Here is a 21,431-nt window from a genome sequence, read left to right as displayed (position 1 = left end):
GGTGACGGCGGGGCGGTGGGGCTCAGGTTGCGGCAGCGATCCGGCGCTTCAGGGCGCCCTTGGCGAGCTTGCCCGTCGGGGTGCGGGGCAGCCGCTCGGTGAACTCCACACTGCGCGGCACCTTGTATCCGGCGAGGCGCTCCCTCAGGTACGCCAGCAGCTCGCGCTCCAGTTCGACGCCTGCGGTGCCCGCCCCTGGCGCGGCCTCCGGTTCGGGCTGGACGACGGCGTGCACCGACTCGCCCATCTCGGCGTCCGGCACCCCGATCACCGCGACATCGGCGACCTTCGGATGCAGCGTCAGGCAGTCCTCGATCTCCTGCGGGTAGATGTTCACGCCGCCGGAGATGACGGTGAACGCCTTGCGGTCGGTGAGAAACAAATAGCCGTCCTCGTCCAAGTGGCCGATGTCGCCCGTGGTCGTCCACGTCGGATGGCGGGGGTGCTGTGCCTCGGCGGTACGCGCCGGGTCGTTGTGGTAGGTGAAGGGCAGCTCGTCGCGGGCGAAGTAGACGGTGCCGGTCGTCCCGGCCGGTACCTCGGCTCCGTCGTCCGCGCAGATCCGGACCTCGCCCAGCGGCCCCGACCTGCCGACCGAGCCCGGTTTGCGCTGCCACTCCTGCGGGGTGATGGCGGTCAGTCCGTTGCCCTCCGTCGCGGCGTAGTACTCGTACAGCACCGGCCCCCACCACTCCATCATCCGCCGCTTCACCTCGACCGGGCAGGGCGCGGCGGCGTGGATCGCCACCCGCAGCGAGGAGAGGTCGTACCGGTTCCGGGTCTGCTCGGGCAGCTTCAGCATCCGGACGAACATCGTCGGTACCCACTGGCTGTGTGTCACCCGATGGCGCTCGACCAGCTCCAGAGCCGCTGCCGGATCGAAGGAGTCCATCAGCACGACCGTGCCGCCGGTGGCGGTGACCACGGAGCAGAAGCGCAGCGGCGCCGCGTGGTAGAGGGGCGCGGGGGAGAGGTAGACGGTCGAGGTGTCGAAGCCGTAGAGCGCTGAGAACAGGGTGACGAGCGGGGAGGCGGACTCGGTGAGCTCCTCGCCGGACAGCGGGGGCTGGACGCCCTTGGGCCGGCCCGTGGTGCCAGAGGAGTAGAGCATGTCCGCGCCCCGGGGCTGACGGCCGGGCGGCCGGGGCGAGGAGCGGGCGAGCGCCGCCTCGTAGTCGTCGTACCCGTCGAGACCCGCCGTCGGGCCGCCGTACGCCAGCCGCAGGGTGACCCGGGGAGCACCCGGTAGCAGCGCGGTCGCCAGGCCGGGGAGTGCCGCCGAGACGATCAGCGCCCGCGCCTCGCAGTCCCGGACGATGTAGGCGGCCTCGTCGGGGGTCAGATGGCTGTTGACGGCGGTGATGTAGAGGCCGGAGCGCAGTGCGGCCCAGTACACCTCCAGGCAGCGCGGGTCGTTGTCGGACAGCAGCGCCAGATGGTCACCGGGCCGCAGACCTGCCGCGCGCAGCCGGTTCGCCAGCCGTACGGAGCGCTCCTCCAGCTGTCCGTAGGTGAGCACCCGCCCGGTGCGGGCGGTGAGGACGGCGGGCTTGTCGGGGTCTGCGGACGCGTGGACTCCGGGGTACATGGCTGATGTCCCTCCACGGTTCTGCTGACGGCACGTCAGTACAATGTCGCTCCCCAGTCTCCCCCGGTCCGCCCGTCACGTATACGGCTGCGATCTGTGCTCACCGCTCATCGAACGGGAGCTGGAAAGCCAGGCCGGATTCCTGTCTCTGGAGTCGCGATGACCATTCGCCGAGTCGTCCCCGACATCACCTCCGCCGACCTCGACAAGAGCCGGGAGTTCTACCAGCGGCTGGGTTTCGAGGAGGTGATGAACCTGGGCTGGGTCGTCACCCTGGCCTCCCCCGGTAACCCGACGGCGCAGGTCATCCTGATGACGGCCGACCGCACGGCGGATGTGCAGCCTGACCTCAGCATCGAGGTGGAGGACGTCGACGGCGCCTACGCCGTGATGGTCGAGAGCGGCGCGGAGATCGTGCACGACATCCGTGACGAGCCATGGGGAGTACGCCGCTTCTTCGCCGTCGATCCCGATGGGCGGGTCGTCAACGTCGTCAGCCACCGCAGCCAAGGTGCCCCGAGGGCCTAGCACATCGGCACACGTCGGCAGCCTCCTGGACGCTGGCGCTTCGTGTTGAGCGGTCGTACGGCGGCGCCGGGTTCCACCCTCGGCGCCCGCGGCGTCGAGCCCACGGGCCCGGAGGCGTACACGGAGCGAGACGGAGTCGGTCCGAGCCGCCAGGGCCTGCGGGCGCTGCGGGAGGGCGTGTCGGTCCGCGCCCACGTCGCGGCTCTGGATACCGTGCCGAGGTGGGCGATGTCCCGGGCATGACGGTGTCGGTGGCCGTGGTGCGGCACTGAACAGGTACCGGCACCTAGCGTGTGCTGAGGCGTGACATTGGGGTTGTGGAGGCAGCCGTGGCGGAGTCACGGGACAACGGACAGCTCGCCGGGCGCCTGGCGGCCGTGGCCGCGCTGGGGTTCCTGTTGGCCATTCCGCCGCTGTTGACGCAGTTCGACCGCAGGGACCGGATCTTCGGCCTCCCGGTCCTGTACGTGTACCTCTATCTCGTCTGGGCGGTCCTGATCGGCCTGATCGCCGTCATCGTCTCCAGATCGCGGTAGTGCAGTGCTGCTCCGGACCGGAGTCATCGTCGGTGTTTCGGTGGGGTACTTGGGCCTGCTCTTCGCCGTGGCCTACTACGCCGAGCGGCGGGCGGACGCCGGCCGAAGCCTGATCAACAACGCCACGGTCTACGCCCTGTCCCTCACCGTGTATGAAACCGCCTGGGCGCTCTACGGCAACGTGGGGGATGCCGCCACGACCGGCATCGGTTTCCTCGGCATCTACCTGGGGCCGACGCTCATGTTCGCGCTCGGCTGGCTGGTGCTGCGCAGAATCATCCGGATCAGCCGCCGGAACCGGGTCACTTCGCTGGCCGACTTCGTCTCCGCCCGCTACGGCAAGAGCGCGCTGCTGGGCGGTCTGGTCACGGTCATCGCCGTGGTCGGGATCGTTCCCTATATCTCGCTGCAGCTCAAAGCGGTCTCCAACACCTTCGAGATCCTTCGGCGGTACCCCGAGATCACCTCTCCCGCGCAGTTGGGTCGTGCCCCGCTGTTCGAGGACACCGGGCTGTACGTGGCGCTGCTGCTCGCCGCGTTCACCATCCTCTTCGGCACCCGCCATCTCGACACCGCTGAACGCCACGAAGGCATGGTCGCCGCAGTCGCGTTCGAGTCCGTGGTCAAACTCGCGGCGCTGTTCGCGGTCGGGGTCTCCGTGACCTTCTGGATGTTCCACGGGTTCGATGATGTGTTCACCCAGGCGACGGACGCCGGCCTCAGCCGGCTGTTCACCCTGCAGGGGAACCTCAGCTACGGCACCTGGGTCTGGCTGGTGGTGCTGGCCATGCTGTCCATCGTGCTGCTGCCCCGGCAATGGCAGGTCACCATTGTCGAAAACGTCGACGAGCGACACCTCAAGCGGGGCATGTGGCTGTTCCCGCTGTACCAGCTCACGAACACCGTCTTCGTGCTTCCGATCGCGGTAGGGGGGCTTCTGCTGCTGGGGAAGGCCGCAGACCCCGACACCTATGTACTGACCCTGCCGATGGCCGAAGGCCAGCAGGCACTGGCACTGTTCATCTTCATCGGCGGCCTCAGCGCGGGTACCGCCATGATCACCGTCGAGACGATCGCGCTCAGCACCATGGTCTCGAACTCACTGGTGATGCCGCTGCTGCTGCGCGGCAAGTCGCGGCTGACGCAACGGGACGACGCCGCCGGACTGGTGCTGGGCATCCGCCGCGCGGCCATCGTGCTGATCCTGCTGCTCGGGTACGCGTATTTCCGGCTCACGGGGGGAGGACGGGGGCTGGCGTCCATCGGCCTGGTGTCGTTCGCGGCCGTGGCGCAGTTCGCGCCCGCGATCCTCGGCGGCCTGTTCTGGAAGAACGGTACCCGCCGGGGCGTGCTGGTGGGCCTTGTGGCGGGGTTCGTCATGTGGGCGTACACGCTGCTGCTGCCGAGCTTCGCCGAATCCGGGCTGCTGCCTGTCTCGTTCTTGGACGAAGGCCCGTTCGGCATCGGGCTGCTCCGGCCGCAGCAGCTGTTCGGCCTGACAGGACTCGACCCGGTCAGCCACGCGATGTTCTGGAGCGCGCTGGTGAACATCGGCGGATATGTCACTGTCTCGCTCGTCGCCCGGCCGAGTGCCGTCGAACGGGCGCAGGCGGTGCAGTTCGTCGACATCCTCACGGAGCCCGCCGGAGAACGACGCTGGCAGGCCCGTACCACGGTAGGCGCGGTGCGGGCGATGCTGGAGCGCTTCCTCGGGCTCGAGGGCGCCGAGCGGGTGGTGCGTTCCTATCCCGGAACGATGCCCGAGTCCCCGGAAGCCGCAGCGAGCCCGGAGCTGATCCATCATGCGGAAGCCCAGCTCTCCGGCTCTGTCGGCGCGGCGTCGGCGCGGCTTGTGGTCGACGCTCTGGTCGGAGAGGAGCAGATCCGCACCGATGAGGTGATGGAGATGATCGGCGAGGCGTCGCATCGGGTCGAGCTGATCCGGCAGCGACTGGAGTTTCTCTACGACGCGACCAGCGCCATCGGCACCACCCTCGATGTCACTCATACGGCCGAGGAGCTGACACAGGCAGCGGTTCCGCGTTTCGCCGACTACGTCACCGTCGACTTGGCCGAGCCCGTACTGCGTGGTGACGAACCGGGGGCGAACGGCGGCGACTCCGGCGGCGGTCCGCGAATGCGGCGCGCTGCCGCCGACGGCCTCCGCGAAGACGTGCCCTTCTTTCCCCTCGGGGAACTGATCACCTTCGCGCCTGCCTCGCCCACCGCCCGCACCGTCGAGAGCGGGCAGGCGATTTTGGTGCCCAGGCTGCGTGACTCCCCTGGGTGGCAGGAGGTGGATCAGGCGCGGGCCCAGCGCATCCTCGACTTCGGGCTCCACTCACTGATCACGGCGCCGCTGCCCGCACGCGGCGTGCTGCTGGGAGTGGTCAACTTCTGGCGCGCGGACGGCTCCGACCCCTTCGAGCAGGACGATCTCTCCCTGGCAGCGGAACTGGCCGCCCACGCCGCCGTGTCCCTCGACAACGCACGCCGCTACACCCGCGAGCACGGCATGGCCGTGGCACTTCAGCGCAGCCTGCTGCCCCGTGCCCTGCCGGAACAGAACGCCGTGGACGTCGCCTACCGCTACCTTCCCGCGCAGGAGGGAGTCGGCGGCGACTGGTTCGATGTCATCCCGCTGCCGGGCGCCCGCGTCGCCCTGGTGATGGGCGACGTGGTCGGGCACGGGCTGCACGCCGCCGCCACCATGGGCCGGCTGCGCACCGCAGTGCACAACTTCTCCTCCCTCGACCCGCCGCCCGACGAGCTCCTGGGCCACCTCGACGAGTTGGTCACCCTGACCGACCAGGACGCCGCCGCGGCCGGCGACGAGACCACCATCACCGGCGCCACCTGCCTGTACGCGATCTACGACTCCGTCTCGCGCAGCTGCGCCATCGCCAGGGCCGGCCATCCGGCACCCGCCCTCGCACACCCCGACGGCACAGTGGAGTTCCTGGATGTGCCCTCGGGTCTTCCGCTCGGTATCGGCGGGCTGCCCTTCGAATCCATCGAGTTGCACCTGCCCGAGGGCAGCAGGCTCGTCCTGTTCACCGACGGCCTCATCGAGCGCCGCGGGCAGGACATCGATATCGGGCTCCGACTGCTCCGCGAGACCCTCTCGGGAGCGGACCAGTCACCCGAGCAGACGTGTGACGCCGTGCTCGACGCTCTCCTTCCGGAGGTCCAGAGCGACGACATCGCGCTGCTCGTCGCCCGAACCCGCGTGCTGGGGGCCGGACAGATCGCGGAGTGGGACGTGGAGTCGGACCCCGCGGCCGTTCACCGTGTCCGCGCCGCCGTCTCGGCGCGGCTGGTGGAGTGGGGACTGGAGAGCCTCGCTGACACCACGGAGCTGATCCTCAGCGAGCTGATCACCAACGCCATGCGCTACGGCGTCGGGCCCATCAAGGTGCGGTTGCTGCACGACCGCATGCTCACCTGCGAGGTCTACGACCGCAGCCTGACATCGCCGCACCTGCGCTACGCGGCCACAATGGACGAGGGTGGACGGGGTCTCTTCCTCGTTGCCCAGCTCACCGCACGCTGGGGCACCCGCTACACCGAGGACGGGAAAGTGATCTGGGCCGAGCAGGCCGTGCCGGGGACACCCGGTGGTTGACCTGAACGCAGGCGAGCCGGCCGGTCGCGCCGGACGGGGCTCGGGCGCCGGCTCGGTCGGGCCGACACGTCATCGTCCGCCGGGCCGGGCAGCGCCGGAAGTTCCGCGCGGCCACGCCCGTCGAGCCGGGTCGGTGACTCCCCGGGCGACACGGCTGCTGTCCGGTGCGCCGACGGGGCCGGGACGGATCATCGGAGCGTACCGGGAGGCCGACGCGGCGTCCCGTAGCGCTCAGTCGTCCGGGTCCGGCTCCGCCAGCACCGTGGTCAGCCCACGCTCCTCGAACCGGCGGCGGGCGGCATCCGGAATGCCGCTGTCCGTGAGGAAGGTGTCGAACAGCTCAGGGCCGCCGATCCGGGCGAAGCAGCGGACGCCGACCTTCGAGGAGTCGGTGACCACCACGGCCCGTTCAGCGCGCTGCGCCATCAGTCCGTTGATCCGCCCCTCCGACTCGTCGTGCACCGTTGCGCCCTCCTCGGGGTCCATCCCGTTGGCGCCGATGAAGGCGATGTCCACGGTGATCTCGCCCAGCACCAGCTCGCTGTACGGGCCCGTCAGCTCGAACGTCCGGGAGTGCGCCACCCCGCCCGTCAGCACCGTCTTGACCTGCGGCCGTACCGCCAGCTCGTAGGCGATGTTCAGCGCGTTGGTGACGATCGTCAGCTGCGGCTGCGCGCCGGGCTCGGCCAGATCGGGGCGGGTGGTCAGCGCCCGGGCGATCTCCGTGGTCGTCGTCCCGCCGCTGAGCCCCACCACGCTGCCGCGCTCCACCATCGCGGCGGCGGCCCGGGCCAGCGACTGCTTCGCGCCCGCGTGGTGCCCGCGCTTGTAGCGGATCGGCAGGTCGTAGGTCACGGCGCTGAGGACCGCGCCGCCCCGGGTGCGGGTGAGCAGCTGCTGCTCGGCCAGGGCGTCCATATCGCGCCGCATCGTCGCCGCCGAGACCTCCAGCGCGGTGGCGGCCTCCTCCACCTCCACGCTGCCGCGCTCACCCAGAAGTTCGAGCAGAGCGTTCATCCGCTCATGGCGCTTCACCTGACGTCGTCTCCTTCTTCCGCCCCTCGTCCCCGAGCACGTGCAGCAGCCGCGCCGCCTCGCCGCGGACCGCGTCCCGCGCCGGGGCGACGTACTTGCGCGAGTCGATGAGCGCGGGGTCGGCCTCCAGTACCTTACGCACGCCCTGGGTGAAGACCGAGACGAGATGCGTCGATATATTGATCTTGGTCATCCCCGCCGCGATGGCCACTCTCAGCTCCTCGTCGGGCACCCCCGAGGAGCCGTGCAGCACCAGCGGCACCGGGAGCTTTTCGCGCAGCCGCCCGATCAGCTCCAGGTCGAGCTTCGCGGTGCGCTCCCGCATCGCGTGCGAGGACCCCACCGCGACGGCCAGCGCGTCCACGCCCGTGGCCGTGACGAACGCCAGCGCCTCGTCGGGGTCGGTCCGCACCCCGGGGGCGTGCACCCCGTCCTTCCCGCCGACCTCGCCCAGCTCCGCCTCGACGAACACCCCCCGGTCGTGGCACCAGGAGGTCAGCCGTGCGGTGGTCGCGACATTCTGGGCGAAGGGCAGCGTGGAGGCGTCGATCATCACCGAGCCGACACCGGCCGCGACCCCTTGCCGGATCAGGTCGGCATCGGTGATGTGGTCCAGATGCACCGAGACATCGGTCCGCGCGGCTTCCGCCAGCGCCAGGGCGGCACGGGTGAGCGGCAGCAGACTGCCGTGGTAGCGCACGCAGTTCTCACTGATCTGCAAAATCAGCGGAAGGCCGGTCTGGTCGGCGGCCGCGACCAGTGCCTCGGCGGTCTCCAGATGGATGACGTTGAACGCGGCTGCGCCGATGCCCGCCGCACGGGCGTCGGCGAGGATCGAGGAGGTGGGAACCAGGGGCATCGAGGGGCTCCTTGGGCGGGCGGGACCGGCGGACCGGACGGGGAGGACCGGCAGACCGGACCGGACGGGCGGGGCGGGGCCGGCCGACCGCGGTCGGCGCGGGGGTGTACGGGCTGAGCGGGCGGGAGTCAGCCGTCCAGCATCACCGAACGGGTGAGGCTGCGGGGGTTGTCCGGGTCCAGCCCCCGCACCCGGGCCCGCTCCAGCGCCACCCGGTGGACCAGCACCAGATCGGCGAGCGGATCACGGGCGTGGCACACGAACCGGCCACCGGTCGCCGTCACCTCGCCCTCCAGCCCCTCCGGTGCCTCACCGAACAGCCAGGTGACCCGCCCGGGCGCGGCGATGGCTATGGGCCCGTGCCGGTACTCCATGGCGGGGTAGGACTCCGTCCAGCTCTGGGACGCCTCCCGCATCTTCAGCGCGGCCTCGTTGGCCAGTCCGAAGGTCCACCCCGTGCCGAGGAAGGTGAACTGTTCGGCCTCCAGCCACTCCTGCTCCAGCGGTACGGTCAGCGCCTCCTCCGCTTCGCCCACCGGGCCCGCAAGGTCCTCGCCCAGATGTGCCCGCAGCAGTGCCAGGGCCGAGGTGGCGAAGCGGGTCTGCACCACGGACTTCTCGTCGGCGAAGGGAAGCGCCACCGTCTCGTCCGACAGCGGGGTCGCCGGAGTGTCCGGATCGCCCAGCACCGTGACCGTGGGGATGCGGCCGCGTACCGCCTCCAGTACGCGCAGCACCTCTGTCGTGGTGCCGGAGCGGGTGATCGCCACCACCGCGTCGTACCCCCGGGCCTCGCCGAGGAAGGCTTCCGAGGCGGCGAACGCGTCCGTGACGCCCAGCCCGGCCCTCTCGCGCAGCGCCGCGTACGACTGGGCCATGAACCACGAGGTGCCGCAGCCGACCACGGCCACCCGGGCGCCCGCCGCGGGAAGAGGGGTGTCACCGGAGCCGATCCCGGCCGCCGCCCGCCAGGTCTCCGGCTGGCTGCGCAACTCCTGCTCCATGTACGCCGTCTCGCTCATACCTGGGACCCCCTCCTGAACCGGAGCCCCTCGGCCCGGTGCGTAAAGCTGCGTGAAATCTCTGACTTTCACGCAACTTTACGCAGCCCTTCCATGAGCTGTCCATCCCACTTCCGGGGGATGCGCCCTCCCGGCGGCTCAGCGCGCCCCGGCCCTCCGGGTCTCCAGCTGGAAGCAGCCGAACTCGACCGCCCGCACGTGCACGGCCGCCACCCGGGGGTCCTCGTACACCCGGGCCAGTCCCTCTTCCAGTGACGGAGTCCCCTCCTGTTCCTGGTCCAGCAGCAGCCCGCCCAGGATGTGGCCCTGCGCCGAGTAGGCGCGCAGGGTGCGCCGTTCGCCGCGCAGCGCTTCCGGGTAGCCGCCGTCCGGGGCGCCCGCCCAGCCGCCGCAGTCGTGCGGGTGGATGAAGACGGGCCCCACCTCGTCGTAGGGGCCGGGGTCCGCTCCCGTCTCCTGTGCCCAGCGGCGCAGCGGGGCGTAGGAGACAAGGGCGAGGGTCTCGCCCGGTTTGCTCCGCTCCAGGCAGCAGCGCAGCGGGTTGCCGCCTTCCTCGTCCACCACCCGGCGTGGCGGGGCGCCCGCGTCGTCGCGTGTGCGCAGTTCGGCCAGTGCGCCGGGCGCGATCGCCCGGATCTCGTAGCTGGTGTCCATGCGCCCAGGCTGCTCCGCCGCCCGCAGGGGCGCTGGCGGGTATCGGCCGTGGCGTTCGGCCGGTGACCGAGCATGTGGCCGCGCTGGTGGCAGAGCCGGTGGCCGTGCCGGCGGTCGTGCCTGTGGCCGAGCCGGTGTCCCACCGGGTGCGGTCGCCCTCCGGCGCCCCCACGGGGGGTTGTGGATTGCCGGGGCTGTTCATAGCATCACCGGTGTTACATCAGTTGTGTCACAGTGCTGGGGGCCCGATGGCAGCAGCGGAAGAAGACGCCGGAGCCCCCGCCGGGGGCCCACTGGCCGGGGTGCGCGTACTGGAGCTGGCCGGGATCGGACCGGGCCCCTTCGCCGCCATGACGCTGGCCGATCTGGGCGCCGACGTCGTCCGCGTCGACCGCCCAGGGGGCGGTGCGCTCGCCGTCGCGCCGGAGTACGACGTCACCAACCGCAACAAGCGCTCGGTCGTCCTCGACCTCAAACAGCGGGCGGGAGTCGACGCAGCCCTCTCCCTCGCCGAGCGCGCCGACGTCCTGATCGAGGGGTTCAGGCCCGGCGTCGCCGAACGGCTCGGCGTCGGTCCCGAGGTCTGTCTGGCCCGCAACCCGCGCCTGGTCTACGGCCGGATGACCGGCTGGGGCCAGGACGGCCCACTGGCGCAGCGGGCCGGGCACGACATCGGCTACATCGCCGTCACCGGAGCGCTCGGCATGACAGGCCCCGCCGAAGGGCCGCCCGTCGCACCCGCCAACCTGCTGGGCGACTACGCGGGCGGCTCCCTCTACCTCGTCATCGGCATCCTGGCCGCACTGCACCACGCGCGCGGACCGCAGGGCGCGGGCCAGGTCGTGGACGCGGCGATCGTGGACGGTACGAGCCATCTGACGGCGATGATCCAGGGGCTGCGCGCCGCGGGCAGCTGGCGCGACCGCCGCGCCGCCAACCTGCTGGACGGCGGCTGCCCCTTCTACGGCACCTACGCCACCTCCGACGGCGGTCATATGGCCGTCGGCGCTCTGGAGCCCGCGTTCTACGCGGAGTTCGTCCGCCTGCTGGGCATCGCCGACGAGGCCCCGCCCCGCGAGGACCTCGCCGCCTGGGAGGAGCTGCGGGAGCTGATCGCCGCCCGGTTCGCCTCCCGTACCCGCGCGGAGTGGACGGAGGTCTTCCAGGACACCGACGCCTGCGTCGCGCCGGTGCTCTCGCCGGCCGAGGCGCCGTCCCATCCGCATCTGGCGGCGCGCGGCACCTACGTCGAGCACAGCGGCATCACCCAGCCGGCCCCGGCGCCCCGGTTCTCCGCCACGCCCACCCGTATCGCCTCGGGTCCGGCCGAGCCGGGCGCGCACACGGCCGAGGTCGCCCGCGACTGGGACGTCCCTGCCCTGACGGCGTACGCACCCACCGCCTCCGCCGCACCCACCGCGTCTTCCGCCCCCACCGCGTCCGCCGCGTCCCGCGAAGGAGACCACCCCACCCCATGAAGCATCAGATGAAGCGGCAGATCTTCACCGAGGACCACGAGGCGTTCCGGCAGACCGTGCGGACCTTCCTGGCCAAGGAGGTGGAGCCCCACTACGCGCAGTGGGAGCAGGACGGGGTCGTCTCCCGCGACGTGTGGCGGGCGGCGGGCCGCCAGGGACTGCTCGGGCTCGCCGTCCCCGAGGAGTACGGCGGCGGGGGAGAGCCGGACTTCCGCTACGCCGCCGTCCTCGCCGAGGAGTTCACCCGTGCGGGTGCTCCGGGCCTGGCGATCGGGCTGCACAACGACATCGTCGGCCCCTACCTGATCTCCTTGGCGACCGACGAGCAGAAACAGCGCTGGCTGCCCGGGTTCTGCACGGGCGAGACCATCACCGCCATCGCCATGACCGAACCGGGCGCGGGCTCCGACCTCCAGGCCATCCGTACGACGGCCGAGGACAGGGGCGACCACTGGCTGCTGAACGGCTCGAAGACGTTCATCTCCAACGGCATCCTCGCCGACCTGGTGGTGGTCGTGGCCAGGACGACGCCCGAGGGCGGGGCGCACGGGATGAGCCTGCTCGTGGTGGAGCGCGGTATGGCGGGCTTCGAGCGCGGCCGCAACCTCGACAAGATCGGCCAGAAGGCGCAGGACACCGCCGAGCTGTTCTTCACCGACGTCCGCGTGCCCAAGGAGAACCTGCTCGGGGAACTCAACGGCGCCTTCACGCATTTGATGACCAACCTCGCCCAGGAGCGGATGGCCATCGCCGTCTCCGGCATCGCCGCCGCCGAGCATCTGCTGGAGCTGACCACCGCGTACGTCAAGGAGCGCACCGCGTTCGGGCGGCCGCTCGCCAAGCTCCAGCACATCCGCTTCGAGATCGCCGAACTGGCCACCGAGTGCGCCGTCACCCGCTCCTTCCTGGACCGCTGCATCGCCGACCACGCAGAGGGGGAACTGGACGCGGTGCACGCCTCCATGGCCAAGTGGTGGGCGACCGAACTGCAGAAGCGCGCCGCCGACCGCTGCCTCCAGCTGCACGGCGGCTACGGCTACATGAACGAGTACCGGGTCGCCAAGGCGTTCACCGACGGCCGGATCCAGACCATCTACGGCGGGACCACCGAGATCATGAAGGAGATCATCGGCCGGTCCCTGCTCAACTGAACCGCTCAGCTCCGGCCGCGCCCCCGCGCCCCCTGGAAACCGCACCCTCCGCCCCGTACGAAAGGCACCCCCTCGTGAGCTCAGAAGCGTATCTGTACGAGGCCATCCGCACCCCGCGCGGGCGCGGCAAGGCCAACGGCGCGCTGCACGGCACCAAGCCCGTCGACCTCGTCGTCGGCCTCATCCACGAGCTGCGCCGCCGGATGCCCGAGCTGGACCCGGGAGCCATCGACGACATCGTGCTGGGTGTCGTCAGCCCGCTGGGCGACCAGGGCTCCGACATCGCCAAGATCGCGGCCCTGGCCGCAGGACTCCCGGACACCGTCGCGGGCGTCCAGGAGAACCGCTTCTGCGCCTCCGGTCTCGAAGCCGTCAACATGGCTGCGGCCAAGGTCCGTTCCGGCTGGGAGGATCTGGTGCTGGCGGGCGGTGTGGAGTCCATGTCGCGGGTGAAGATGGGCTCGGACGGCGGCGCCTGGTTCAACGACCCGATGACCAGCTTCGAGACCGGCTTCGTCCCGCAGGGCATCGGTGCCGACCTGATCGCCACCCTGGAGGGCTTCAGCCGCCGCGACGTGGACGAGTACGCGGCACGCTCCCAGGAACTGGCAACCGAGGCGTGGAAGGAGGGCCGGTTCGAGCGCTCCGTGGTCCCGGTGCGGGACCGCAACGGGCTCACCGTCCTCGACCACGACGAGCACATGCGCCCCGGCACCACCGCCGACACCCTGGCGGGCCTCAAGCCGTCGTTCGCCGCCATCGGGGAGATGGGCGGCTTCGACGCCGTCGCACTGCAGAAGTACCACTGGGTCGAGAAGATCGACCACGTGCACCACGCGGGCAACTCCTCGGGCATCGTGGACGGTTCGGCGCTGGTCGCCGTCGGCAGCGAGGAGGTCGGCAAGCGGTACGGGCTGCGCCCCCGGGCACGTATCGTCTCCGCCGCCGTCTCCGGTGCGGACCCGACCATCATGCTCACGGGGCCGGCTCCGGCCTGCCGCAAAGCACTGGCCAAGGCCGGGCTGACGGTGGACGACATCGCCATCGCGGAGATGAACGAGGCGTTCGCGGCCGTTGTCCTCCGGTTCGTCAAGGACATGGGGTTGCCCCTGGAGAAGCTCAACGTCAACGGCGGCGCCATCGCCATGGGGCATCCGCTGGGCGCCACGGGCGCGATGCTGCTCGGTACGTGCATCGATGAACTGGAGCGTACGGAGCAGCGGTACGGGCTGGTCACGCTGTGCGTGGGAGGTGGCATGGGCGTCGCCACCGTGATCGAGAGGGTCTAGCCGGAGCAGCTCCCGACACCGCCCTCTCCCGCACCTGAAGAAGACCTGCCCTCACCTGGAGACGAGACACCCATGCCTGAATCCACCGCGACATCGACCATCCGCTGGGACATGGACAGCGACGGGATCGTCACCCTCACCCTCGACGACCCCGACCAGTCCGCCAACACCATGAACACGGCCTTCCGGGCCTCCCTCACCGCCGTCGCCGACCGGCTGGAGGCCGAGAAGGACGACCTGCGGGGCGTCATCGTGACCTCCGCGAAGAAGTCCTTCTTCGCGGGCGGCGATCTGCGACTGCTCATCGCGGCGCGCCCCGAGACCGCCCAGGAGGTCTTCGACTACGGCATGCAGGTCAAGCGGGACCTGCGCCGGATCGAGACCCTCGGCGTACCGGTCGTGGCGGCGATCAACGGCACCGCCCTGGGCGGCGGCCTGGAGATCGCGCTCGCCTGCCACCACCGGGTCGCGCTCGACACCGAAGGCGCGAAGATCGGCTGCCCCGAGGCCACCCTGGGCCTGCTCCCAGCGGGCGGCGGCGTCACCCGTACGGTGCGGCTGCTGGGCATCACGGACGCGCTGCTGAACGTGCTGCTCCAGGGCCAGCAGTACCGCCCGGGCAGGGCCAAGGAGGTCGGCCTGGTCCACGAGGTCGTCGCCACGCCCGAGGAGTTGACGGCCGCTGCCCGCGCCTTCATCGAGGCCAACCCCACGGCGCAGCAGCCGTGGGATGTCAAGGGCTACAAGATCCCGGGCGGGACACCGGCGCACCCGAAGTTCGCGGAGAACCTGCCCGCCTTCCCCGCCAACCTCAAGAAGCAGACGGGCGGCGCGCCCTACCCCGCGCAGCGCAACATCCTCGCGGCGGCGGTCGAGGGCGCCCAGGTGGACTTCGAGACGGCGCAGGTGATCGAGGCCCGCTACTTCGTGGAGCTGGCCTGCGGACAGATCTCCACCAATATGATCCAGGCGTTCTTCTTCGACCTCCAGGCCGTCAACGCCGGGCGCAGCAGGCCGCAGGGGATCGCCGAGCGCAAGGTCGCCAAGGTCGCCGTGCTGGGCGCGGGCATGATGGGCGCCGGAATCGCCTACTCCTGTGCGAAGGCGGGCATCGAGGTGGTGCTCAAGGACGTCTCACAGGAGGCGGCCGAGAAGGGCAAGGCGTACTCCGCCGGGCTGCTGGAGAAGGCGCTCTCGCGCGGGAGGACCACCGAGGCGAAGCGGGACGCCCTGCTGGCCCGGATCACGCCCACCGCCGACCCGCAGGGCGTGGCCGGGTGTGACGCGGTGATCGAGGCGGTGTTCGAGGACCCCGCGCTCAAGCACAAGGTGTTCCAGGAGATCCAGCACCTCGTGGCGCCCGAGGCCCTGCTGTGCTCGAACACCTCCACCCTGCCGATCACCTCGCTCGCCGAAGGCGTGGAGCGCCGGGGCGACTTCATCGGACTGCACTTCTTCTCGCCCGTCGACAAGATGCCGCTGGTCGAGATCATCAAGGGTGAGGAGACCGGGGACGAGGCGCTGGCCCGCGCCTTCGACCTGGTGCGGCAGATCGGCAAGACGCCGATCGTCGTCAACGACTCGCGGGGCTTCTTCACCTCCCGGGTCATCGGTCACTTCATCAACGAAGGCGTCGCGCTGCTGGCCGAGGGCGTGGACCCGGCCACCGTCGAGCAGGCCGCGGCACAGGCCGGCTACCCGGCCAAGGTGCTCTCGCTGATGGACGACCTCACCCTCACCCTGCCGCGCAAGATCCGTGACGAGACCCGGCAGGCGCTGCGCGCCGAAGGCAAGGACCTGCCCGCACACCCGGCCGACACCGTCCTGGACCGGATGGTGGACGAGTTCGGCCGGACCGGACGCAGCGGCGGCGCTGGCTTCTACGACTACGACGAGAGCGGCAAGCGCCTCGGTCTGTGGCCGGGGCTGCGCGAGCACTTCGCCAGGGAGAGCGGCACCGATATCCCGTTCGAGGACATGAAGGAGCGGATGCTCTTCTCCGAGGCGCTGGATACTGTGCGGCTGTTCGAGGAGGGCGTGCTCACCACCGTCGCCGACGCCAATATCGGCTCCATCATGGGCATCGGCTTCCCCGCCTGGACCGGCGGTGTGATCCAGTACATCAACGGTTACCCGGGTGGGCTGCGCGGATTCGTGGCCCGCGCCCGTGAGCTGGGTGAGCGCTACGGAGAGCGGTTCGCGGTGCCGTCGCTCCTCGCGGAGAAGGCCGCCAAGGGTGCGACCTTCAGCGACCGAGGGTCCGCGGCTCGCTTCTGATCAGGAGGTGCCCCTTTCGGTCGGTCGCGGGCTGCGGCTCGTTCGTGGTCGCTCGTGCGGTTCCCCGCGGCCCTGGGGGTACCTCCCGGCCGGAGGCTGGGGGAGGGGCGCGGGGTCCAGCGGGAAGACCTCGCGCAGCTCCTCCTTCATCGAGCGCTGGAAGGCCGTCACCAGGGCCTGCACCACCATCGGCTGCATATGCGCGGAGAGCGACTTCATCCGCTCCAGCCGCTGCGGGTCCGACTCCACGCCCCGGTACGGGTCCCACACCTCCCGTTTGAAGAGCCGGCTCAGCTCCCGCGCGGCCGAGCGGGTGTGCTCCATCATCACCTCGCGCGCCGCCAGGATCGCCTCCTGCGAGATCGGCACGTCCAGCAGCCGCACCCCCAGCTGCACCAGTGCCGGATCGACACGGAAGACCTCAGGGTCGTGTGTACGGGCCAGGACGCTCATCGCCTCCAGCCGCTTCAGGTCGTCGTCGGTCAGCTCCCGGCCGACGCGGCCCTCCAGTTGCGCGCGGGTCGTCTCATCGACCGTGTCCGGCATCCAGGAGGCGACCACCGCGCGGTGGATCGCCAGATCGTGGGCGCTGATGTCGTCCGGGAGCCGCTGCAGATAGCGCTCGATGGCGGCCAGCGTCATGCCCTGGTTCTGCAACTCCTCGATGAGTGCCAGCCGGGAGAGGTGCTCGGGGCCGTACCGGCCGACACGGCGGGGGCCGATCGTGGGCGGCGGCAGCAGGCCCCGCGTGCTGTAGAAACGGACTGTACGCACGGTCACACCCGCGCGGGCCGCGAGCTGGTCGACGGTGAGCTGGTCGGTGGACCCGTCCGCCGGTCCGTCCGCCGGTCCTTCCCCAGGTCCGGCCACCGGCCCGTCCTGTCGCTCCATTGGCCGCGCCTCTCTCACCGCGGCACCACGGGGGTGCCGACCGTACCGATCATGTTCAACAGTATTGCTGTCTCACCACTCTTGTGAAACCTTCGGCCCACCTTCACGCGCGGAGGTGTCATTGACGACGATCCTGCGACTCCCCGGCGACCCGTCCGAGCTGACCATCCCCGACCTGCTGCTGCGCAACGTCCACGACCACGGCGACCTGCCGGCCCTGACCTGGTACCGCGACGGGCAGTACACGGCCGACGCGCGCACCACACTCACCTGGGCCGAGGCCCGGCACCGGATCGCCGAAGTGGCCGCCGGACTCGCCGCGCTGGGCGTCACCCGGGGCGAACACGTGCTGCTGATGATGGGCAACCGGCCCGAGCACTGGCTGACCGACCTCGCCCTCGTCCACCTGGGGGCCGTCCCCGTCACCGTCTACAGCACGGCGGCACCCGAGCAGATCGCCCATATCGCCCGGCACTCCCGCGCCCGCCTCGCCGTCGTCGGGGGCGCCGAGGAACGGGCCGGCTGGGAGCCGCTGCTGGCACCCGAAGGGGAGGACGAGAAGGCTCCAGGACACCTCCGGCGGCTCGTGGTGGCCGACGCGGACGCCGTGGGCCCGCACACCCCATGGCGCTCCCTGCCGCGCCCGTACGCGCCCGCCGCTTTCGAGGAGACCTGGCGCCGGGTGCGGGCCGAGGACCCGGTGACCGTCGTCTACACCTCCGGCACCACAGGAGACCCCAAAGGCGTGGTCATCAGCCACCGCAACGTCGTCCTCAACGGCATCGCGCTGGACGGCATCGCCGAGCTGCCCGACCACGCCGATCACATCTGCTACCTGCCCTTCGCCCATATCGCCGAGCGGATGCTGGGCATCTACCTGCCGGTCCTCCGCGCCTCGCACGTCCATCTGTGCCCCGACCCCGCCCAGGTGGCCGCCCTGGTGCGGGAGCTGCGCCCGGCGGAGTTCTTCGGGGTGCCGCGCGTATGGGAGAAGCTGGCCGCCGCCCTCCGTGCCCGGCTGGAGGCGCTGCCCGAGTCGCGCAGGGCCGCCGTGGCGGAGGCTGCGGAAGCGGCCCGCGCCCAGGTGCGCCGCCGGGAGCGCGGCCTCCCGCCGGCGCCCGGGCCGGCAGCCGCGTACGAGGAGGCCCGCCGCGAGGTGCTCCAGCCGCTGCTGGCGCCCTTCGGCTTCGACCGGCTGGTCTGGTCCGCCAGCGCCTCGGCGCCGATGCCACCCGATGTGCTCGACTTCTGGGCCGGCCTCGGTGTCCCGATCATGGACGCCTGGGGGCTGACGGAGACGACCGGCGCGCTCACCCTCAACGGCCCCGCAGCCTTCCGGCTCGGCTCGGTCGGACGCCCGCTGGAGGGCACCGAGATCCGTACCGCCGAGGACGGCGAGATCCTGGTGCGCGGCTCCACCCTCTTCACCGGCTATCTGCGGCCCGACGGTTCGGTCGAGCCCGGCACCGACGCGGACGGCTGGTTCGCCACCGGCGACATCGGCCGGATCGACGAGGACGGCTTCCTGTGGCTGACCGACCGCAAGAAGGAGATGATCGTCACCTCGACCGGGAAGAACATCTCCCCGGCGCTGGTGGAGAACACCCTCAAGGAGCACCCGCTCATCGGCCAGGCCATGGTGCACGGCGACGGCCGCTCCTACCTGGTCGCCCTCCTCGTCCTCGACGGCGAGTCGGCGCGGGGCTGGGCGGCCCGCAACGGGATCGACGTACCGCCCGGGCCGGCGCCGGAGGCGACCGCCGGTGCGCTGGCCGGGCACCCGGCCGTACGCGCCGAGGTGGACCGTGCCGTGGCCGCCGCCAACGCCCGCCTCAGCCGCCCCGAACAGGTCAGGCGCTACCACCTGCTGGAGCGCGAGTGGACCGAGCGGACCGGGGAGCTGACCCCGTCACTCAAGCTGCGCAGGAGAGTCGTCCGGTCCCGTTACCGACAGGTCATCGAGCGGCTGTACGAAGGCTGAGGAGGGGGTGCCCACCTGCTCCTGGTCGGGCACCCTCCCGCGAATCGCTATCGCAGCCGCACCGGAAGCTCGTAGAGCTCGTTCTGGGTGATGGCGGGCTTGTTGCGGAGGTCAGCCGGGTCCACCGCGAGGTCAAGACCCGGGAAGCGGTCGAAAAGCGCCGGGAGAGCGACCAGCGCCTCCAGGCGGGACAGCGGAGCGCCGGGGCACACATGGGGGCCGTGGCCGAAGGACAGATGCCGCGTGGGCTCGCGGGTCACATCGAAGCGCTCGGCGTCGGCGCCGTGCCGGCGCTCGTCCCGTCCGATCGCGCCATAGGCGATGATCACCGCGTCGCCCTGCTTCATCACGGTGCCGCCGACCTCCACATCCTCCGTCGCGAAGCGGATCAGCACATGCGTGGTGGGCGCGTCCCAGCGCAGCGTCTCCTCGATGACCGCCTCCCAGCTCACCTCGCCGGAGCGGACCAGCGCGAGCTGGTCGGGGTGGGTGAGCAGCGCCCGCACCGCGCTGACGATCAGGCTGATCGTCGTCTCGTGCCCTGCGGTGATCAGCACCTGGACGGTGGCGACGATCTCCTCGTCGCTGAGCGAGTCGCCCTCCTCGGCGGCCGCCAGCAGCGCGCTCGTCAGGTCGTCGCCGGGGGCCTGCTTCTTCTGGGCGACCACGGCGGTGAACAGCGCCCCCAGCTCCGCGATGATGCCCTGCACCTCCTCGGGCGGGGTGACGCTGGAGAAGAAGCCGTCGTAGAGCGTGCGCAGCCGTGGGATCTGGCCGGTGTCGATCCCCAGCAGTTCGCCGATGACGGCCATCGGCAGCGGGTAGGCGTAGGCGGCCTTCAGATCGACGCGGCCCGTCGCGTCCGCCGACTCCTCCAGGCCGTCCAGCAGCTGGTGGGTGATCTCCTCGATGCGGGGCCGCATCGCCGCCACCCGGCGCGGGGTGAGAGCCTGCGCTGTCAGGGTGCGCAGCCTGCGGTGTTCGGGGCCGTCGAAGGTGAGCATGCTGGGGCCCGGGTCGGCGAGCCCGATCAGCGGCCAGGTCTGCGGGATCTCCCCGCGCTGGTAGGCGGCCCAGTGGTCGATGTTCTTCACGAGCCTGCTGTCGGTCAGCAGCTTGCGGGCCTCCGCGTGGTGGGTGACCGCCCATACCCGTACCCCGCCCGGCAGTTCGACGGGCGCGAGCGGTCCCGCGGCGCGCAGCCGTGCGCCCTCGCCCGCCAGATCGCGTACCAGCGGGTCGAGCACGATCACCTCGTCCGCGGCGCCCCCGCCGTCCGGGCCGGTTCCGGTGACGGGACACGACGTCATCTGTAGCCTCCTGCGGCGCTCGTGGGGGTCGGGGTGAAGCGGACGGGAAGCGAGGCCAGCCCGCGCAGGAACGGCGAGGGGCGCCAGACCAGGGCGTGCGCGCTGACCGCCAGCTCGACGTCGGGCAGCCGGTCCAGCAGCACCTCGATGCCGGTGCGCGCGATGCCCTCGGCGATGTCCTGCGCGGGGTAGGGGCAGCGGTGGTCGCCGTGCCCGAAGGAGAGGAAGGCGCTGTTGCCGCCGGTGAAGGACGTACGGTCGGGGCGCACCTGGGGGTCGCCGTTGGCGGCGGCGAAGCTGAGCATCAGCAGGTCGCCCGCTGCGATGTGCCGCCCGGCGAGCTGGGTGTCGCGGGTCGCCCAGCGGCCCGCGATGTTCTGGCTGGGCGTGTCCTCCCACAGCACCTCGTTCATGGCCTCGGCGACGCTGTGCCGGCCGCCGGAGAGGGAGGCGGCGAAGCGGTCGTCGGTGAGCATCAGCCGCAGCGAGTTGCCGATCCAGTCGGCCGTCGGCTGGTGGCCCGCGACGAAGTTGACCATCATGTCCTCGAGGATCTCCTGGAAGGAGAAGTCCGAGGAATAGTCGTGGTGCAGCATCCGCGATGCCACCCCGGCGGCCGGGGTTTCGCGCAGGGAGGCGAGCAAGCCGCTCATCGCCGCCTGGACCCGGTCCCGGCCCCGCAGCGCGTCGGGGCCGCCGTCGACCAGCGCGTTGACGCTGGGCACCAGTTCGGCGCCCGCCTGGTCGGAGAAGCCGTAGAGCTGTGCGAGCACCAGCGCGGGCAGCTCCTTGGCGTAGTCGGCGATCAGGTCGGCCGAGCCCCGTCCGCACAGCCGGTCGATCAGCTGGTCGGCGAACCGCTCGGAGCGGTCGCGCAGCTCGAACGGGTCGACGGCGGCGAGCGCGTCACTGACCAGCGCCGAGCGCCGGTGGTGCCGCTCGCCGACCGTGTAGAGGATCGACGGCTGTTTGCCGACCATCGGCAGCAGCGGCCAGTCGGCCGGGATCTTCGGCCACTGGTTCCACAGCCCCGAGTCGCGGCTGAAGAGCGCCGAGTCCGAGGTGATCTGGTGCAGCTCCCGGTAGCCGAGCACCAGCCAGCAGGGCACGTCGCCGGGCAGCACGACCGGGGCGATCGGGCCGTGCTGCTCGTACATCTCCCGGTACAGCCTGGCCCGGTCGTCGCTCTGGAAGCGCGGCCCCATCA

Annotated in this window: 15 protein-coding genes and 1 pseudogene; 8 read left to right on the top strand and 8 right to left on the bottom strand. The window is 71.1% G+C overall.

Features of this window, described 5'->3' with window-relative positions; genetic code table 11:
- Positions 1 to 22: 22 nt before the first annotated feature.
- The gene (locus HC362_RS05235; RefSeq protein ID WP_243082665.1) at positions 23 to 1,588 is read right to left on the bottom strand and encodes an acyl-CoA synthetase; all 1,566 of its coding nucleotides are present in this window, start codon (positions 1,586 to 1,588) and stop codon (positions 23 to 25) included.
- Between the two features lie 159 nt (positions 1,589 to 1,747).
- Here HC362_RS05235 and HC362_RS05230 point away from each other — a divergent pair, with 159 nt between their 5' ends.
- The 3 genes and pseudogenes from HC362_RS05230 to HC362_RS35030 form a co-directional block, all read left to right on the top strand.
- Positions 1,748 to 2,116, top strand: coding sequence for a VOC family protein (locus HC362_RS05230; RefSeq protein WP_243082664.1), 369 nt, complete (start codon positions 1,748 to 1,750; stop codon positions 2,114 to 2,116).
- Positions 2,117 to 2,445: 329 nt separating this feature from the next.
- On the top strand, positions 2,446 to 2,652 hold the full coding sequence (locus tag HC362_RS05225; RefSeq protein ID WP_209267484.1) for a hypothetical protein: 207 nt from the start codon (positions 2,446 to 2,448) through the stop codon (positions 2,650 to 2,652).
- Between the two features lie 1,921 nt (positions 2,653 to 4,573).
- Positions 4,574 to 6,277: pseudogene (locus HC362_RS35030) on the top strand (ATP-binding SpoIIE family protein phosphatase); the annotation flags it as partial.
- Between the two features lie 231 nt (positions 6,278 to 6,508).
- Here HC362_RS35030 and HC362_RS05215 read toward each other — a convergent pair.
- The 4 genes from HC362_RS05215 to HC362_RS05200 all read right to left on the bottom strand — a co-directional run bounded on the left by HC362_RS05215 (position 6,509) and on the right by HC362_RS05200 (position 9,847).
- Positions 6,509 to 7,312 (bottom strand): DeoR/GlpR family DNA-binding transcription regulator, encoded by an 804-nt coding sequence (locus HC362_RS05215; RefSeq protein ID WP_243082660.1) that lies wholly within the window; start codon positions 7,310 to 7,312, stop codon positions 6,509 to 6,511.
- Complete coding sequence (locus tag HC362_RS05210) at positions 7,299 to 8,171, bottom strand: class II fructose-bisphosphate aldolase (protein WP_243082659.1); 873 nt, start codon at positions 8,169 to 8,171, stop codon at positions 7,299 to 7,301. The genes HC362_RS05215 and HC362_RS05210 overlap by 14 nt, the downstream gene beginning before the upstream one ends.
- 128 nt (positions 8,172 to 8,299) lie before the next feature.
- Positions 8,300 to 9,193 (bottom strand): SIS domain-containing protein, encoded by an 894-nt coding sequence (locus HC362_RS05205; RefSeq protein WP_243082657.1) that lies wholly within the window; start codon positions 9,191 to 9,193, stop codon positions 8,300 to 8,302.
- 138 nt (positions 9,194 to 9,331) lie between these two features.
- On the bottom strand, positions 9,332 to 9,847 hold the full coding sequence (locus tag HC362_RS05200) for a DUF1203 domain-containing protein (RefSeq protein ID WP_243082655.1): 516 nt from the start codon (positions 9,845 to 9,847) through the stop codon (positions 9,332 to 9,334).
- A 248-nt stretch (positions 9,848 to 10,095) separates the two neighbouring features.
- On the opposite strand from HC362_RS05200, the gene HC362_RS05195 reads away from it, so the two are divergent.
- From HC362_RS05195 to HC362_RS05180, 4 genes are all read left to right on the top strand, one after another.
- Positions 10,096 to 11,325 (top strand): CaiB/BaiF CoA-transferase family protein, encoded by a 1,230-nt coding sequence (locus HC362_RS05195; protein WP_243082653.1) that lies wholly within the window; start codon positions 10,096 to 10,098, stop codon positions 11,323 to 11,325.
- A gap of 8 nt (positions 11,326 to 11,333) precedes the next feature.
- On the top strand, positions 11,334 to 12,476 hold the full coding sequence (locus tag HC362_RS05190) for an acyl-CoA dehydrogenase family protein (RefSeq protein WP_243088369.1): 1,143 nt from the start codon (positions 11,334 to 11,336) through the stop codon (positions 12,474 to 12,476).
- 74 nt (positions 12,477 to 12,550) lie between these two features.
- Positions 12,551 to 13,765, top strand: coding sequence for an acetyl-CoA C-acetyltransferase (locus HC362_RS05185; RefSeq protein WP_243082652.1), 1,215 nt, complete (start codon positions 12,551 to 12,553; stop codon positions 13,763 to 13,765).
- Positions 13,766 to 13,837: 72 nt separating this feature from the next.
- The gene (locus HC362_RS05180) at positions 13,838 to 16,042 is read left to right on the top strand and encodes a 3-hydroxyacyl-CoA dehydrogenase NAD-binding domain-containing protein (protein ID WP_243082650.1); all 2,205 of its coding nucleotides are present in this window, start codon (positions 13,838 to 13,840) and stop codon (positions 16,040 to 16,042) included.
- Here the strand turns inward: HC362_RS05180 and HC362_RS05175 are convergent, their stop codons facing one another.
- Positions 16,043 to 16,933: a MerR family transcriptional regulator gene (locus HC362_RS05175; RefSeq protein WP_243082648.1), complete on the bottom strand. Its 891-nt coding sequence runs from the start codon at positions 16,931 to 16,933 to the stop codon at positions 16,043 to 16,045.
- A 121-nt stretch (positions 16,934 to 17,054) separates the two neighbouring features.
- Between HC362_RS05175 and HC362_RS05170 the strand changes: the two genes are divergently transcribed.
- Entirely contained in the window at positions 17,055 to 18,914 is a 1,860-nt protein-coding gene (locus HC362_RS05170; RefSeq protein ID WP_243082646.1) for an AMP-dependent synthetase/ligase, read from the top strand.
- Between the two features lie 47 nt (positions 18,915 to 18,961).
- On the opposite strand, the gene HC362_RS05165 is transcribed toward HC362_RS05170, so the two are convergent.
- Positions 18,962 to 20,224, bottom strand: coding sequence for a cytochrome P450 (locus HC362_RS05165; RefSeq protein ID WP_243082644.1), 1,263 nt, complete (start codon positions 20,222 to 20,224; stop codon positions 18,962 to 18,964).
- A complete protein-coding gene (locus HC362_RS05160) occupies positions 20,221 to 21,429 on the bottom strand; it encodes a cytochrome P450 (RefSeq protein WP_243088368.1) in 1,209 nt (402 codons plus the stop codon). Before HC362_RS05160 ends, HC362_RS05165 begins: the two co-directional genes overlap by 4 nt.
- Positions 21,430 to 21,431: the final 2 nt, after the last annotated feature.

Source organism: Streptomyces sp. 891-h (assembly GCF_022760275.1).
GTDB lineage: Bacteria > Actinomycetota > Actinomycetes > Streptomycetales > Streptomycetaceae > Streptomyces > Streptomyces spirodelae.
The sequence above is the reverse complement of the archived record's forward strand: the minus strand, read 5'-3'. Positions and strand labels throughout refer to the sequence as shown.

What these genes read in the sequence shown, in the direction of transcription:
- HC362_RS05175 (WP_243082648.1), bottom strand. Translation starts at nt 16,933, where the DNA reads ATGGAGCGACAGGACGGGCCGGTGGCCGGACCTGGGGAAGGACCGGCG.
- HC362_RS05235 (WP_243082665.1), bottom strand. Translation starts at nt 1,588, where the DNA reads ATGTACCCCGGAGTCCACGCGTCCGCAGACCCCGACAAGCCCGCCGTC.
- HC362_RS05165 (WP_243082644.1), bottom strand. Translation starts at nt 20,224, where the DNA reads ATGACGTCGTGTCCCGTCACCGGAACCGGCCCGGACGGCGGGGGCGCC.
- HC362_RS05200 (WP_243082655.1), bottom strand. Translation starts at nt 9,847, where the DNA reads ATGGACACCAGCTACGAGATCCGGGCGATCGCGCCCGGCGCACTGGCC.
- HC362_RS05180 (WP_243082650.1), top strand. Translation starts at nt 13,838, where the DNA reads ATGCCTGAATCCACCGCGACATCGACCATCCGCTGGGACATGGACAGC.
- HC362_RS05205 (WP_243082657.1), bottom strand. Translation starts at nt 9,193, where the DNA reads ATGAGCGAGACGGCGTACATGGAGCAGGAGTTGCGCAGCCAGCCGGAG.
- HC362_RS05195 (WP_243082653.1), top strand. Translation starts at nt 10,096, where the DNA reads ATGGCAGCAGCGGAAGAAGACGCCGGAGCCCCCGCCGGGGGCCCACTG.
- HC362_RS05210 (WP_243082659.1), bottom strand. Translation starts at nt 8,171, where the DNA reads ATGCCCCTGGTTCCCACCTCCTCGATCCTCGCCGACGCCCGTGCGGCG.
- HC362_RS05230 (WP_243082664.1), top strand. Translation starts at nt 1,748, where the DNA reads ATGACCATTCGCCGAGTCGTCCCCGACATCACCTCCGCCGACCTCGAC.
- HC362_RS05160 (WP_243088368.1), bottom strand. Translation starts at nt 21,429, where the DNA reads ATGGGGCCGCGCTTCCAGAGCGACGACCGGGCCAGGCTGTACCGGGAG.
- HC362_RS05190 (WP_243088369.1), top strand. Translation starts at nt 11,334, where the DNA reads ATGAAGCGGCAGATCTTCACCGAGGACCACGAGGCGTTCCGGCAGACC.